The 15,078-nt window shown below is 36.2% G+C and carries 14 protein-coding genes; 10 read left to right on the top strand and 4 right to left on the bottom strand.

The genetic code is table 11. The features are described from left to right. Window positions 1-35: 35 nt before the first annotated feature. A complete protein-coding gene (gene mog / locus AVFI_RS18815; RefSeq protein ID WP_005422732.1) occupies window positions 36-572 on the top strand; it encodes a molybdopterin adenylyltransferase in 537 nt (178 codons plus the stop codon). Window positions 573-603: 31 nt separating this feature from the next. Here mog and AVFI_RS18810 read toward each other — a convergent pair whose 3' ends face one another. Continuing rightward, window positions 604-828: a hypothetical protein gene (locus AVFI_RS18810; RefSeq protein WP_012534943.1), complete on the bottom strand. Its 225-nt coding sequence runs from the start codon at window positions 826-828 to the stop codon at window positions 604-606. Between the two features lie 315 nt (window positions 829-1,143). Here AVFI_RS18810 and AVFI_RS18805 point away from each other — a divergent pair, with 315 nt between their 5' ends. Beyond that, window positions 1,144-3,108 (top strand): diguanylate cyclase domain-containing protein, encoded by a 1,965-nt coding sequence (locus AVFI_RS18805; RefSeq protein ID WP_188863653.1) that lies wholly within the window; start codon window positions 1,144-1,146, stop codon window positions 3,106-3,108. 289 nt (window positions 3,109-3,397) lie between these two features. Here AVFI_RS18805 and AVFI_RS18800 read toward each other — a convergent pair whose 3' ends face one another. Continuing rightward, window positions 3,398-6,076 carry a bifunctional acetate--CoA ligase family protein/GNAT family N-acetyltransferase gene (locus tag AVFI_RS18800; protein ID WP_188863652.1) on the bottom strand — a complete coding sequence of 893 codons (2,679 nt, stop codon included), beginning with the start codon at window positions 6,074-6,076 and terminating at the stop codon, window positions 3,398-3,400. 224 nt (window positions 6,077-6,300) lie between these two features. Between AVFI_RS18800 and AVFI_RS18795 the strand changes: the two genes are divergently transcribed. The 3 genes from AVFI_RS18795 to AVFI_RS18785 all read left to right on the top strand — a co-directional run bounded on the left by AVFI_RS18795 (window position 6,301) and on the right by AVFI_RS18785 (window position 9,234). Then, window positions 6,301-6,867, top strand: coding sequence for an SPOR domain-containing protein (locus tag AVFI_RS18795; protein ID WP_012535643.1), 567 nt, complete (start codon window positions 6,301-6,303; stop codon window positions 6,865-6,867). A gap of 51 nt (window positions 6,868-6,918) precedes the next feature. Next, the gene (locus AVFI_RS18790) at window positions 6,919-7,911 is read left to right on the top strand and encodes a D-alanine--D-alanine ligase (RefSeq protein ID WP_054775763.1); all 993 of its coding nucleotides are present in this window, start codon (window positions 6,919-6,921) and stop codon (window positions 7,909-7,911) included. A gap of 94 nt (window positions 7,912-8,005) precedes the next feature. Continuing rightward, window positions 8,006-9,234 (top strand): IS3 family transposase gene (locus AVFI_RS18785; RefSeq protein ID WP_408580437.1). Its coding sequence is split into 2 segments (ribosomal slippage): window positions 8,006-8,369 and window positions 8,369-9,234, totalling 1,230 coding nucleotides; the frame shifts between segments, so codons are not numbered across the junction. 17 nt (window positions 9,235-9,251) lie between these two features. Here the strand turns inward: AVFI_RS18785 and AVFI_RS18780 are convergent. Next, window positions 9,252-10,172: a tyrosine-type recombinase/integrase gene (locus AVFI_RS18780; RefSeq protein WP_065624871.1), complete on the bottom strand. Its 921-nt coding sequence runs from the start codon at window positions 10,170-10,172 to the stop codon at window positions 9,252-9,254. Between the two features lie 143 nt (window positions 10,173-10,315). Here AVFI_RS18780 and AVFI_RS18775 point away from each other — a divergent pair, with 143 nt between their 5' ends. The 5 genes from AVFI_RS18775 (at window position 10,316) to AVFI_RS18755 (ending at window position 14,370) form a co-directional block, all read left to right on the top strand. Continuing rightward, window positions 10,316-10,666 carry a DUF3319 domain-containing protein gene (locus tag AVFI_RS18775; RefSeq protein WP_017019435.1) on the top strand — a complete coding sequence of 117 codons (351 nt, stop codon included), beginning with the start codon at window positions 10,316-10,318 and terminating at the stop codon, window positions 10,664-10,666. Between the two features lie 39 nt (window positions 10,667-10,705). Next, on the top strand, window positions 10,706-11,017 hold the full coding sequence (gene yciH, locus AVFI_RS18770; RefSeq protein WP_012534898.1) for a stress response translation initiation inhibitor YciH: 312 nt from the start codon (window positions 10,706-10,708) through the stop codon (window positions 11,015-11,017). Window positions 11,018-11,328: 311 nt separating this feature from the next. Continuing rightward, a complete protein-coding gene (locus AVFI_RS18765; protein WP_199414927.1) occupies window positions 11,329-12,687 on the top strand; it encodes an ISNCY family transposase in 1,359 nt (452 codons plus the stop codon). 101 nt (window positions 12,688-12,788) lie between these two features. Then, window positions 12,789-13,976 (top strand): hypothetical protein, encoded by a 1,188-nt coding sequence (locus tag AVFI_RS18760; protein ID WP_188864008.1) that lies wholly within the window; start codon window positions 12,789-12,791, stop codon window positions 13,974-13,976. Continuing rightward, window positions 13,969-14,370, top strand: a complete 402-nt coding sequence (locus tag AVFI_RS18755) for a hypothetical protein (protein WP_188864009.1) — start codon at window positions 13,969-13,971, stop codon at window positions 14,368-14,370. Before AVFI_RS18760 ends, AVFI_RS18755 begins: the two co-directional genes overlap by 8 nt. Window positions 14,371-14,721: 351 nt before the next feature. On the opposite strand, the gene AVFI_RS18750 is transcribed toward AVFI_RS18755, so the two are convergent. Next, entirely contained in the window at window positions 14,722-15,006 is a 285-nt protein-coding gene (locus tag AVFI_RS18750; RefSeq protein ID WP_054776349.1) for a hypothetical protein, read from the bottom strand. Between the last annotated feature and the right edge of the window lie 72 nt (window positions 15,007-15,078).

Here is a 15,078-nt window from a genome sequence, read left to right as displayed (position 1 = left end):
AATAGTGGTTACCTTACTTTAAAAAGATACAGATTATGACTCAAAAAGCGAAAATCGGCATTGTAACCGTAAGTGATCGTGCAAGCGTTGGTATTTATGAAGATATTTCAGGACCAGCTATTATTGAAACACTAAACGATTATCTAACATCTGAGTGGGAACCTGTGTATGTGGTTATTCCAGATGAGCAAGATGTCATTGAAAAAACACTGATTGAATTAGCTGATGAAAAAAACTGCTGCTTAGTTGTAACAACGGGTGGAACAGGTCCAGCTAAACGTGATGTCACTCCTGAAGCAACAGAAGCTGTGTGTGATCGCATGATGCCCGGTTTTGGTGAGCTAATGCGTGCAGAATCATTAAAGTTTGTGCCAACAGCTATTTTATCTCGTCAAACTGCGGGTTTACGTAAAGATTCATTAATTGTAAATTTACCTGGTAAACCAAAATCAATTCGTGAATGTTTGGATGCGGTTTTCCCTGCAATTCCATATTGTATCGATCTAATGGAAGGTCCATTTCTTGAGTGTAATGAAGAAGTGATTAAACCATTCAGACCAAAAGCAAAATAATCAATACAAAGCCAACGTAACTGTTGGCTTTTTAACATCCTTTTTCTTTCCTTAATTTCTTTAGTGCCTTTTTCTCTTTTAATCTCTCTTTGTATTCCTTTCCCTCACTAAAGCTGAGTAGCTTATTCACATGAGTTAATGTTCTATTTAATGTCTCACAACGTTTTGGTTGATGTTCTTTGTAGTATTTTTGAACTGATTTTGCTGATGATGGAAAAGAGCATAAAACAGCCAAAAAGATAATGAGAGTTCGCATACGATCGCCTTATAAAATAAGAACTAGTATATAAGAAAGCAGTATAAAGTAAGTTTTCGAATCAAAAATTTCGGATGAAAATAAATATTCAAGTTATGAATGGTAACTAATAAATCCATAAGTGTTACTTAGATCACTTTGTCGATGATTTGTTTGCAATTGCTGAACCGTATAGAGTATTTTTAGTTATACTCACCAAATACGATTAAGTTATATCTATTAATAATTTAATTAATAAATCTTAAAGATGTATATTCGATTAAATATCTTAGTTTCTAAAATAATTAAATTGGTTTATGGGGAGAGTTAACGCGGATGAAGTGGATAGAAAATGCATCATTGCGCCAGCGTTTATCTTTACCAATAATCATATTTGCACTGAGTTTATTCGTTATGTTTCATGGTTATAACTATGTAAGTACGTATAAAACGGAAAAAGATAATTTAATTAATCGTATTAAGATTTTATCGATTGGAGTTAGCCTTAACCTAAAACCGGCTTTAATTTTAGATGATAAAGCAACCGCCAATAAAATTTTAGATACGTTTAGTGCAGACGAAGCAATATTACAGGCTGTCGTGATAGACAATGACGGTCAAATATTTATCGAATATAAAAAAACAACCCAATTATCGCATGCGCCTAATGCTGTATTAAAACAACAAATGCTAATTGATGGGTATGTCATAGGTGACCATTTTATTTATGTGTCTATTCCATTTGTTTTAAATCCGCAAGAAACAGCACAAATGAATCTGATTGTTTCAAAAGACATACTAGATGAAACTAGAGATACCGCATTAAAGATGTTTATCTTTATGCTTCTGTTTTTTGTTATTTGCGGTTACTTCATTATTTGTAAAATACAAAAGTGGGTTATTACTCCTGTCAGCAGCTTAAACCATGCAATGCAAGGGATCATTACAAGAGGCGTGTTCGATGAACGTCCGCAAGTAGTAACTCATGATGAATTGGGTGATTTGACTGCTTCGTTTAATAAAATGACAAGTAAACTTGAAGAGCGTCAAAAGCAATTAAGTTATGTATTAAAAAAAGTAGAACATGAGAGAGATTTTGGAGAGCAAATAATCACAGCTGTCCAACATGCGCTTTTTGTTATTGATAAAAAAGGTCTTATTATTTTAAGTAATGAAGCATCAAAAACGATGTTTCCTAGTTTGTCGATTAATTTACTTGAAAGTCGTAACTTACTCGATGTGATAAAACCAAGTAATGAACAAGATTTATTAGAGATTATCGATAATCGTAAAGAAGTGGATGATTTACTTATTCAGACATGTGATAGCAAGACATTACAAATCACATCAAGAGTGCTATCGAATCAAAATCAAGTATTACTTTCAATGGTTGACGTAACTGAAGCATTGAGAAGTCGAACTCAACAGAAATTGGCAGCAAATGTATTTAAAAATAGCCAAGACGGTGTGTTGATATACGATGCAGACGGAAAATTAACACTGATGAACCCTGCATTTACCGATATCTTTGGTTATCAAATGAGTGAGTTAAGTAATATTCCCATGTTGACCTTATTCGATGGTCATCATTTCACAACATCAACGAGTTTGATTACAGAGTCAATTCAGCGTTTTGGTCAATGGCATGGAGAAGTTTTAGAAAAAGATAAGTTTGGTGCGGAACTTCCTCTGTACGTTAAAGCAAGTAAGATCATTGATACTGATCAGTATGGTCAAAATAGTTATATCTTTATATTTACAAACTTATCTGATGTTAAAGAAAAAGAGAGATTGGATCACTTAGCGCATCATGACGTATTAACCGGCCTACCTAATAGAGCAAAATTTTATCAAGCAGCGAATGATACAATATTGCTGAAAAAAGGGAGCATAGGGCAGATGGGACTTTGCTACCTTGATCTTGATGGATTTAAGCAAGTTAATGACACTTATGGGCATGATGCTGGTGATGAAGTGTTAAGAGTGGTTGCAAAGCGATTAGAACATGCGGTAAGAGCGAATGATTTGGCATCGCGTTTAGCTGGTGATGAGTTTGTGTTGTTTATTAATCCGGTTGCAAATAGAGAGCAACTGATAGAGTTAGCTGATAGGGTTATTTATTCGATACAAGCCCCCATTTCATATAAAGGTACTTTATTGTCGGTTAATGTCAGCATAGGGATTACAGTCGCGGATTATAATGATGGTAAAGATGTAGATGCATTGTTAAAAGAATCAGACAAGGCCATGTATGAGGCAAAATTAACAGGCAAAGGAAAGTATATGTTTCACAAAATTTGACAAAAGTTTTACAAAATTGAGTTATATCTGTTTAACTAATGTCATATGATGTTATATTAATCAGGTCTTTTAATTTTTAACACGAAATAAGGTAAGTTTAATGGAAATTTTATTATTGGTTGCATTTGTTATCGCTGGTGCAATTATGGTAAAGAAAGAAAAAGCTGAGCAATCTAAGTAATATAGATATCCCTTTTATAAAACAATTTTGTATCTATATTAAACCAAGATAAATCAAGTGTTTATCTTGGTTTTTTTATACTTGATGAAATATTTACAATGATATGTTTTACAGTTCCAAAAACATATCAACAACACCGTCACTCATTTGAATGTCTACTGAGAAGCCTAGATGCTGTGCTAGTCCAATCATTCCGTGATTTGCTGGCATTGTCATTCCTGTCATCACTTTAATACCAATACTTTGGCAATAACGAATAATTTTTTTCATCAAGATTTTTCCTAATCCTAGTCCTTTTAGATCGGATCTAACTAACACGGCAAATTCAGTGTTTGTATGATTGGGATCGGAAAGAGCTCGTACAACAGCAATAATAATTTCTTCACCATCTACTTGTTTGGTTGCAACGAACGCCATTTCTCGGTCGTAATCAATCTGCGTAAAATTGGCAAGGGCTTCGTGATTAAACTCACCAACTTCTGAGAAGAAACGTTTATATAAATCATCATGCGATACTTGAGAAATAAAAGAAGCATGTTTGGGTTCATCTTCGGGAAGAATAGGGCGAAGTAACACAGAACTGCCATCTTTAAGCTGTGCAAATTCTTCTAATTCATTTGGGTAAGGTCTGATTGCTAAGCGCTTATGAATATCGCCGTTAAAGTGTTGTACTTTCATCGAAGAATCAATAATCGTGAGATCCATACCAGAAACAAGAAGTGGGTGTATATCAAGTTCAACAATCTCAGGGCAATCAAGTATCATTTGTGACAAGCGAACGAGAAACGCACTTAAATCAAATAAACTCATTTTGTTAGGAGAGTTGCGGTTATGAATGATATTTTCTTTAATAGCATGCTTAATTAGGTTTTCCGCTAATGCCATATTCAAGGGTGGTAAGGCTACCGCTGCATTATTGTTAAGATCCCATTCAGATCCACCTTCGCCCAATAAGATCACAGGCCCAAAGACAGGATCTTGGCAGACCTTAATTCTTAGCTCTTGTGATCCTGCTCTTGCCGCCATCTTCTGAACACTTAATCCTGAAATTCGTGCCGATGGATAGCTTAATGAGACTCGGTCGAGTATGGATTGCGCAGCGGTTATCACTTCTTCATTGGTGTTTAAGTTTAATACAACGCCATGCACATCAGATTTATGTGGAATATCTGGTGACCGCAATTTTACTGCGACAGGATAACCGATCTTGTCAGCGACATAGCCGGTTTCAACTGGATCTTCAGTTATCCATGTATCCAATGTTTTGAAACCATAACAAGAGTAAAGAGCTTGGGTTTCATGCGTATCTAATTCAGTTAGGTTATGCGTAACACAGTTCTCTAACCATTCACGAGCCATTTGTGCGTCATGCTTACTAATGTGACCGGATGACACAGGAGTCTCTATTAATAACCCTTGGTTTCTATGGTATTCAACCAGATGCAAAAATGCAGATACAGCACTTTCAGGTGTTCTATATGTTGGTATTCCGGCTTGCGTAAAGAGTAATCGAGCTTCTTTTGAAGAGGTTTCTCCTGACCAGTTCGTCAATATGGTAAATTTTGCTTTTCGTTTATGGTTTTGAATCAAGCTTATTAATTTTTCAGACGTTTTTGTTGCGTTTGAAACCGCTGATGGGCTGTGCATAATGAGTATGGCATCACAATCATCACTGTCTAACAGGGCATTAACCGCATTACAATAACGTGTGTCATTGGCATCACCTCCAATATCAATAGGATTAGCGTGGGACCAGTTTTCAGGTAGTGTCTTATTTAACTTTTGGATTAATGTTTCACTAAAATCCGCTAATTTTCCACCTTGTTGCATGAGACTATCAACGGCCATGATTGCTGGACCGCCACCATTGGTCACTATTGCCAATCGATGACCTCTAAATGGAATAGGGTGTGCAAGTGTTTCTACAGCAGCGAAAAGCTCGTGAGTATTAGATACTCTAAGCATTCCAGCTCGTCTGATTGCAGAATCGTAAACCGCATCCAAACTCAATTGACCATTGGTATGTAATTGAGCCGCTTTACTTCCTGCGACAGAACGTCCACTTTTAACCACTAATATACGACGATTACGAGCGGCTGCACGGGCGGCGGACATAAATTGACGAGCATCTTTAATTGAATCTATATACAGAAGAATGGCTTCTGTTTTTGAATCGGTACAAAGGGTGTCGAGCAGTTCACTGAAATCAATATCAAGCCCATCACCTAGTGAAACAAAAGCTGAAAACCCAATGTTCTTTTCATTTGCCCAATCTAAAATTGTCGTACATACCGCAGCTGATTGCGATATGAATGCAATGTTTCCTTTGTTGGCGTTGATAGGTGAGAAAGAGGCATTTAAATTAATCCACGGAAGAATAATCCCTAGGCTATTAGGACCCAAGATCCGCATATTATATTTGGCTGCAATACGTTTTGCTTCATAAGGCAAAGGTTCACCTATTCCATTACAGTACAAATTCATATCTGACGATAAGATAATGGCGCAACGAACGCCTTTTTCCCCAAGTTCTTCAAGAATAGAGACGTTCTTTTTTGCTTCGGTACACAAAATGGCAAAATCAGGTGTAATAGGTAATTCAGAAATTTCTTTATATGCCAAGATGCCACACACAGATTTATAACTTGGGTGAACAGGCATTATTGGCCCATTAAAACCACCTTCTAATAAGTTACGCATTACAATATGTCCTGCTCTATCAGGGTGTGTGGAAGCACCAATAACAGCGATGGATTCGGGGCGCAGTAATTGTTTTAAATCTGGCATATAAACGTCCTTTATTCCTTTATATAAGAATAAGATAGCTGAGTAGTATAGATTTGACGCGAATGAAAGCAAATAAACGAAGACCAGCGCACAAAATAACCAAAAAAATCAAGTATTGAGCACAAAGATATGAGTAATTTGGTTCTTCATTAGCTAAAGACTTGATTGTATTTAGCATCGGGTGCAGAATTACGGTAACAGCATGACTATTATTGTGAATTAAAATGAAAAGAATCATTCCTATTACGTTAACCGCACTGCTAGCAGGATGTACAAGCAGTTCGTATACCACAAACATTACTACTGATTCATCTGAAGAGGTGTATCAAGTTTCTCAGCCGATTGAGCAAGAAGAAACCACTTTTGAAGAAACAGAGGTTGTTGCTGTAGCTGAAGCTGAAGTAGAGAAACCTGTTGTAAAATTAACACCAGAAGAAGCGGCTTCTCCTGAAGCAACAGACGCTGCTGTTAAGATTTTACCACCAACGGAAAAGCAACAAGATATGCATAACCGTTATGGTTATACACTTCAAATTTTGGCTCTAAGTCGTAAGACTGACCTTTCTACTTACGCTGCTAAACTTTCTGGCGAGCAGCCTGTGTGGATGAACCGTAAAACAGTAAACAATATGCCTTGGTATACAATTTTATACGGTGATTACGCAACACCTGCAGAAGCACGTGCTGCAATTAAACAACTTCCTGCTGACATTCAAGCGTACGGCCCGTTTGTAAGAAGTATTAATAGCATTAAACAATCAGATAATCCTGAATTACATAAGTTAAATTAATCATAATCGGTGCATCTAAATATGCACCGATTGCTTTTTATAGTGAAAATTATGACTCATATCCTTTTACTTTGTGGCGGTGGCGGCACTGAACACGAAGTTTCATTAGTTTCTTCAAAATATATCGCTCAACAACTTTCTGAACTTGATTCCTTTGAGATCACGCATCTTGAGATTAAAGATGAAGGTTGGTTTCATATTGAATCTGGCTTGAAGTACGAATTACGTTCAGACAAAACATTATTAAGCGGTGAGACAGTTAGCTCTCCAGTGGATTACGTTGTTCCGTGTATTCATGGTTACCCTGGTGAAACCGGCGATATTCAATCTATGTTAGATATGCTTAGCATTCCGTACTTAGGATGTGATGCAGAATCAAGTACAAATAGCTTCAATAAGATCACATCTAAGCTTTGGTATGATGCGCTTGGTATCCCAAATACACCGTACTTATTCTTAACTGAAAATAATGAAGAAACCCATCAGTCAGCATTAGCTGCATTTAAGCAATGGGGCGGGCTATTTGTAAAAGCGGCATGTCAGGGTTCATCGGTTGGTTGTTACAAGGTAACTTCTGAGGAAGAGCTAGCGCAAGCAATTAATGGTGCCTTCGGCTATTCACAACAAGTGTTGGTTGAAAAAGCGGTAAAACCTCGTGAACTTGAAGTTGCAGCATACGAAATTGATGGGCAACTATTTACGACGGCTCCAGGTGAAGTAACGGCACCTGATGGTGCTTTTTATACGTATGACGAAAAATACGGTAGCGGTAGCCATTCAACGACATCTTTAGATGCACAGAATCTTACAGAAGAACAAGTTAAGCTGATCGATCAATACAGCCGTAAAGTATTCACTCAAATGAAACTTAAAGACCTTTCTCGTATTGATTTCTTCCTAACGGATGATAATGAAATTTACTTAAATGAAGTGAATACGTTCCCAGGAATGACGCCAATTTCAATGTTCCCTAAGTTGTTAGAACATAATGGCGATTGCTTCAAAACTTTCTTGCAAAAAGCAGTGCTTAACGCAATTAAGTAAGTTCGTAAGACTTAAATAAAAAAGCCTGATAATTCAGGCTTTTTTTGTTTTAATGTCTCGTCCTGAAATGTGTTTACACATTTAGGACTTTTATATGACAAATCAAGAAAAAACAAAGAATAAGCGAACTCAACGCGATTATTCATTAGGCTTTAAATTGCAGCTTGTTGCCGCTATAGAAAAAGGCGATATGACCTATAAGCAAGCTCAAAACATTTATGGCATTCAAGGTCGATCTACCGTACTTACTTGGTTAAGAAAACACGGTAAGATGGACTGGTCTCAATCACCTAAGATTATTATGCCTAAATCCCCGAAAGCGAAAGAATCGCCTGCACAAAAAATTAAACGTTTAGAGCGAGAGCTTGATGATGAAAGAATGCGTAATTTATTACTTAATGAAGTAGTGAATATCATGGACGCAGAACATGGTGCAGGCCTTAGAAAAAAGTATATTGCCAAGGAGCAAGAAGTCTTCAAAAGCAGAAAATGATCAGCTTAGAGCGAGCTAGTCAGCTACTTGGCATTACAAGACAATGTATATACCAACAAGAACGTAGAGCTCTGAAACGTGCCGTTGAACTTTCACCGGTTAAAAATATGGTGCAAGAAATTCGTCGATATATGCCTCGTATTGGAGGTAAAAAATTATATTTTTTACTTAAGCCCAAATTCATCACTCATGGCATAAAGTTAGGCAGAGATAACTTTTTTTCCTATTTAAGAAATGAGTGCTTATTAGTAAAACCTAAACGAAGTTATACAAAAACTACCTATAGTAAGCATTGGATGAAAAAACATCCTAATTTACTTAAAGAAGTAACACCTCAAGCATCTGAAGAGGTTTTTGTTAGTGATATCACTTACGTTCAATCACAAAAAGGTATTCATTATTTATCTTTAGTAACAGATGCTTATAGTCGAAAGATAATGGGATATGAATTAAGTGATGAAATGAAAGCTACTGATGTAGTCAAAGCTCTTGATATGGCGATAGATAGCCGTCAATATCAAAGGAGTACGATTCATCATTCAGACCGAGGATTACAGTATTGTTCAAAGGTTTATCAGGAAAAATTGAATAAAAATGATATTAAGCCATCAATGACGGATGGTTATGATTGCTATCAAAATGCATTAGCAGAGCGAATAAATGGGATACTTAAACAAGAGTTTCTTTTGTATGACTGTAAAGATTTAGAGGAGTTAAGGCATTTAGTTGAAGAATCTATTTTTATTTATAATGAAATGCGGCCACATTTAAGCTTGGGAATGAGTACACCAAATCAAGTACACAAAAAAGCCAAGTGCGTACGCACTTAGCTTTCAATTAAAAATCGTCAACGTATTTTAGGACGAGACATAAATACAGATTTTTGTCTCTCTGAACGTTCATTATTACCAATATATTGGTTGGGCATTGCTGGGCTTACCCAACGTCCCATCTCTTGTATCTCATGAATTGAATAGCCACGCAGTGCGAGTTCTTTTGTTGCACCTACACGTGCAGATAAACCTGAAAAGTTTACTTCATGGTTCAATAACTCATTTGCTCGACGAAATATACGGTATATAGAAGAATCATTTAAACCGTTAATCGCCACATTTTGATGTCTGTCTATAGCTCTAAATAAATGACCATCATGGATATTTGAATGTTGAAGCCATCTATTGAGTAACTCGGTCGTTTCTTCTGAAATGGCGTAATAATTTTGATTGATTTGTACCAAGCATGAATTTGTCTCGTCGTTAAAACAAATATCGTCAAGTTGTAAGTCTCGAAGCTCTCCACGCTTTAGTAGTAATTCAAACATTAAATGCCAAATAGCAAGATCACGAATGTCTTTGAGTTCAACTGAGTTGAATAATTGATGTCTGAGTTCATCCAGCATATCAGAGGAAATACCTTCCGTTTGTTTATTATCATTAACCTTATCGACGCGTATTTTTCCTAGTGCAGACTTTACCTGAATGGATTGTGTTGGGTCTTTATACTCAAATGCAGTATGAATATGAGATATCGAAATCAATGCACGTTTTATTGAAGCAAGCTTTTTCACTTTTGCTTGTTTTTCTATGAAGATGCGTATAGCCGTTGTAGAGGCGGGTAGAGCAATAACATTATTCAACTGGCAAAATTCGACAAAATTATTCCAATCATTTTTGAAAGAAATAAGGCTGTTTTGAGAATATGATTTCGTCAAACATGCCGCTAATGTTTCAGTGTCTAATTGTGTTGATAGGAAGTGATTTTTATCCATTCTAATGCACCATAACTTCTTTGTTTTTATAAATATAACACAGTTTCATATTTGAGGTAAGATCACGAAAAACAAAGAATTAACTAGCATTTAGTACTGATTTATTTAACCCTTAACTTATGTTGAAACACGAAGAGAAAACTATGAAGAAGACATTATATAAAGGATTCTTTATTGAGAACAAAACAGGTATTCCGGATGATTGGAAGGTTTTGATAAGAACTCATGTGTTACACGGTCACTTAAGTGCGGTTAAAAAAAGCATCGATTGGTGGAATGAAACTGGCACGATTATCGATCCAAAAGAATTTGGAGACATGGGTGAATCCGCTCTTAATGAAAAGCGCAGTCAGTTTAAATCCGAAGAATATAAAGGATTTACTATTAAGAATGATACGGGTGAACCTAAGACTTGGTACTGCTTATATCAAGGTAAATTAGCAAAAGGCTCGTTAACTGCAATTAAAAGCTTTTTGGATAAACATGAAAAATAAATTACAATCTTAATATCTTTAAAAAATCCGAGATTAATTATGTCTTTAGTATATTCAACAGATGTTGGCCGAATTAAACAAGAAGAACCAAAAGTAGAACGTCCAAAAGGCGACGGCATTGTTCGTATTCAACGTGAAACCAAGGGTCGTAAAGGCAAAGGAGTTTGCGTTGTAACTGGTTTGGATATGGAAGATACTCAGCTTAAGTTACTTGCAGCTCAGCTTAAAAAAGTATGTGGTTGTGGCGGTTCTGTAAAAGATGGCGACATTGAAATCCAAGGTGATAACCGCGAAAAGATTAAAGACTTTCTAACCAAACAAGGCCACACAGTTAAATTAGCTGGTGGCTAACAAAACGTTGTTAGAGTTAAGCTAATAATCAAACGATGAATACGAAGTATTATTGAATGATTATTAGCTATTTTATGGTAAATAGCATTATGGTTAAATACCTTGAAAGCAATAAAGAACAAAGGGGATAATCTGCAATAACGTATTACCCATCACTAAATCCTATTTAACATAAGGTATATAATGCGCACTAGCTATGTAGGAGCAAAGTAGTAATGTCACTTTTTAGCAAGATTAAATTGTCTCTTTAGCGTACAGTAATGATTGTATATTATTTGTTCAGCTACGGAGTTAACGAGATGTTGATTACTATGAGTGACCAAGATATAAATCGTTTTAAAGTGATCCAAGATGTGTGTGAACGTCGATTAAAACGCGCTGATGCTGCGACTTACCTAAACCTCAGCGTTCGACAAGTTCAACGGTTAATGACTCGCTTGCGTGAATATGGTGCGGCTGGGCTTGTTCATTTGTCACGAGGAAAGCCGAGTAACCATCGTTATCCACCTGAGCACCGAGCAAAGATATTAACTATTATTCGTGAGCGTTATGCCGACTTTTCCCCGACATTAGCTCGTGAAAAACTCATCGAACTGCATGATATCCACATTTCTAAAGAAACGCTTAGGCAATGGATGATCGCAGAGCAACTATGGACCCCGCATTCACAGCGAAAACCTAGAGTTTATCAACCCCGTTATCGTCGAGATTGCCTTGGTGAACTGATCCAAATTGACGGCTCTCATCATGATTGGTTTGAAGGTCGTAGCTCAAAATGTTGTTTATTGGTTTTCATTGATGATGCTACGGGACGCTTGATGAATTTAAGATTCAGTGAAACGGAATCGGCTTTTGATTATATGATGGCCACACGTGAATACATTGATGAGCATGGTAAACCGGTGGCATTTTATAGCGACCGACATGCCATTTTTCATTCTAGTAATAAGCAAGCCGTTGAGTCTAAACATCCTACTCAATATGGTCGTATGCTGCATGATTTGGGGATTGAATTAATATGTGCGAATAGCTCTCAAGCAAAAGGACGTGTTGAACGAGCGAATTTAACACTACAAGATCGTTTAGTTAAAGAGATGAGATTGCAGCATATAAATACGATTGAGGAAGCCAATGCATGGCTACCCTATTTCATTGCTGATTTTAATCAACGATTTGCAAAACCTGCAAATTATCCTAAAGACATGCACCGTCCAGTACGCGAAAGTAAAGATGAACTCACTGATATATTCTCGTGGCAAGAAATAAGAAAACTGAGTAAATCATTAACATTTCAATATGATAAAGTCGTTTATTTAATTGAAAATACAGAAGAAAATGCTAAGTTAGTGAATGAAAGCGTTAAAGTGCTGGATTACCCTGATGGTACAATTTCAATTCGTTATGGATATCGAACCTTAAACTTTAAAGTATTCGACAAACTTGCAAAAATAGATCAAGGGCGTGTTGTTGATAACAAGCGTTTAGGGCAAGTGCTTAAATTTGCACAACAAAAACAAGAAGAGTTTGAAAAAAATCAGGCTCGTGAGCGCAGTAAAAATGCACCGAAAAGAACGGCACAAAAACGAGCCATCGCACAACAATTGAGGGCGTTAAATCCTGTACTTGCTGATCCTTCTACATTTAAGGCAAGTACTTCAAAGAAAGCATAACCATACAAAATGACAGGTAAAAAAGTGTTTTTGTTTGGTGTATTTAGGCGTTTTGATTTTTAGTTATCTGGTAGTATTAACTCTTTTATTGGAGTTTTAATATGCCGCCACCTAAAGGTCGAAGCTTTCCATTTGCCCCACGTCACTCTGCTGATTGGTTAGTGAGTCATGTGACGTACGACCAAGCCGTCGATATGTTTTTTAATCAGACAGCAACACAACAGAATTTAGGGCATGATCCTTTGGTTTACTCAAAGGTATTTAGAGGCGTGACATACGCAACGATCCAAGAAGCTCAACAAGTGTTTACTGAAACGATGAATGCAGAGTATGAAGCGAGAGAGCAAAGGGATTTAGCGGATGAAAATCGAGGGTGTAAAGCATCTAAAATTCTTAATGATAATATTCGAAATCGTATAGTACCAACTGAAGACGGTTTAGAGTCATTAACCGCATATCGAAAGCCATTTGGTGAAAAATGTTTATCTCCCCTTTCTTTGTTTACCCAATCGCTCGATGGTGAATCAAACAGTCATACTCAAGCGAGCCAGAGTTTTGTTAATAATGAGACTCAAGGTAATGCCTCTTTCCAGCCAGAAATTAATCCTAAAAATGCTTATTGGCCTCCTTATAATTTTCTCGCGGAAGACGGAGAAAAAGAAATTCATGTTACTTATACGCAAGATGTTATTGAGACAACCGTTCTTGCTCCTGAAGAATGGACAGAATTTTTTGATATGCTCGATAAAACTCAAAATATAGGTGGCGCGGCTACTGGTGTTTACGATGCGTTTGATACCGCTAAAAAATTAGGTGGATTTGGTGTCACTGCTTATGTAAAAACGCATAATGGCGTTGATTACTTAATATTGAAAGGCTATAAACAACACATGAAAACGTTACTCGCAGGTAATCGTTTTAAAGCCTCTAATCCTCAAGTTGTTAAACTGGGCTTGGGGGCTTTAGATTCCGTTAAGGGCATGGCTCGTTATGTGAAAGTTACCGCTCCAATGGAGATATTGGTGGGCTCAGCCATTAACGTTTTACAGTATGTATTAAACGATGAATATACCCTAAGAAAGTTAGGTGTTGATCAGGCTAAGTTGCTTATTAATGTTTTAGCTGTGGCAGGTACTGCTTTAGCTATAGGTACTTTGGCAGCACCTACAACTTTCTTAGGCAGCGCAATAATTTTAGTAACAGCTAGTTTTGGTATTTGGACTGTTGATCAGATTACTGATTTTGAAAAGAAACTTGTCAATTTTGTTTTAGAGAATTTCGATGCGTAAGTTATTATTATCACTGTTCTTAATTGTTCCATTTACTTATGCATCATATGGAACAATTGAGCCATTATTATTACCTATAGAACAAGTTAATAAGGTATTGTTTAGCAGTTTTGCTATGCCCTTGATAGCAACATGGGGGATTACTATTTTTGGTTTTATATCACTTTTAATGTCTGTAAAGTCTCTGATTACAAAAAATGAATATAAAAGTGCTATGAAATCGTTTTATATCTCTCTATTGCTTGGCTTTATTGTAGGAATAAGTGTTAACTATGCTAATTATTACTTAGTGATAAAGCCTAATAACATGATTGAATGTCCTAAGAAAATAGGCTACAAGAAAAATCTTATGCGCGATTACGTAAAAGACATTTCACAGTGTGAGAAATTTTAAGTATTACTGATACTCATTCATCTCTTCCCCCTCTAACTCAACTATCCATAAGACCTCTTTCATGAGGTCTTTTTCATACTCCCTATTCTTATTACTTTCAATATAAAGAATAAGGACATTTCTATCTTGCCCTAAAGAGGACATTTTAAAATAGGATTGACAAGCTAATAAATGGTTATGGGAGCTTAAAACGGCTCACAGAGCGTTTAAATGGCATTTATGCCAATACTCTTGCAAAAAAAAGCCCATCACATGGATGGGCCTATATACTATATGGATGCGTATTGTTGATTATATGAACACAACATGAACGCATATTCAAGTTCATCGAGTCATTTTCTATGAATGAAGCTACTGTGTTTTAAGTAAAGAATCTCCAGTAGAACCCAAAAAAGTTAATTTAAAACTGATGCTTTCAATTAACTCTAAACGTAATGTTTTTAATTCTAATTCGAGTGCATTTGGGATGATGTCCATTGAATCCAAGAATATATTCAAATTTTTCAACCTCTCAACTTCAATTTGAATATTTGAAAGATTAAATAAATTTTCGCATGATTTTTTTTCATGGATTAAAACTGACACATCTGTTGAAGCGTTGTTTTGTATTGCGTTATTTACCATACTAGTATTCATGTGATATTTCCTATTTATTAAGTGCGGATTGTCATTACATCTAGGGACGTTGGCGCGTCCCTAGATGAGTTT

The sequence above is a fragment of the Aliivibrio fischeri ATCC 7744 = JCM 18803 = DSM 507 genome, from assembly GCF_023983475.1.
GTDB classification, from domain to species: Bacteria; Pseudomonadota; Gammaproteobacteria; order Enterobacterales; family Vibrionaceae; genus Aliivibrio; species Aliivibrio fischeri.
This window is presented reverse-complemented; position numbering and strand designations above follow the sequence as displayed.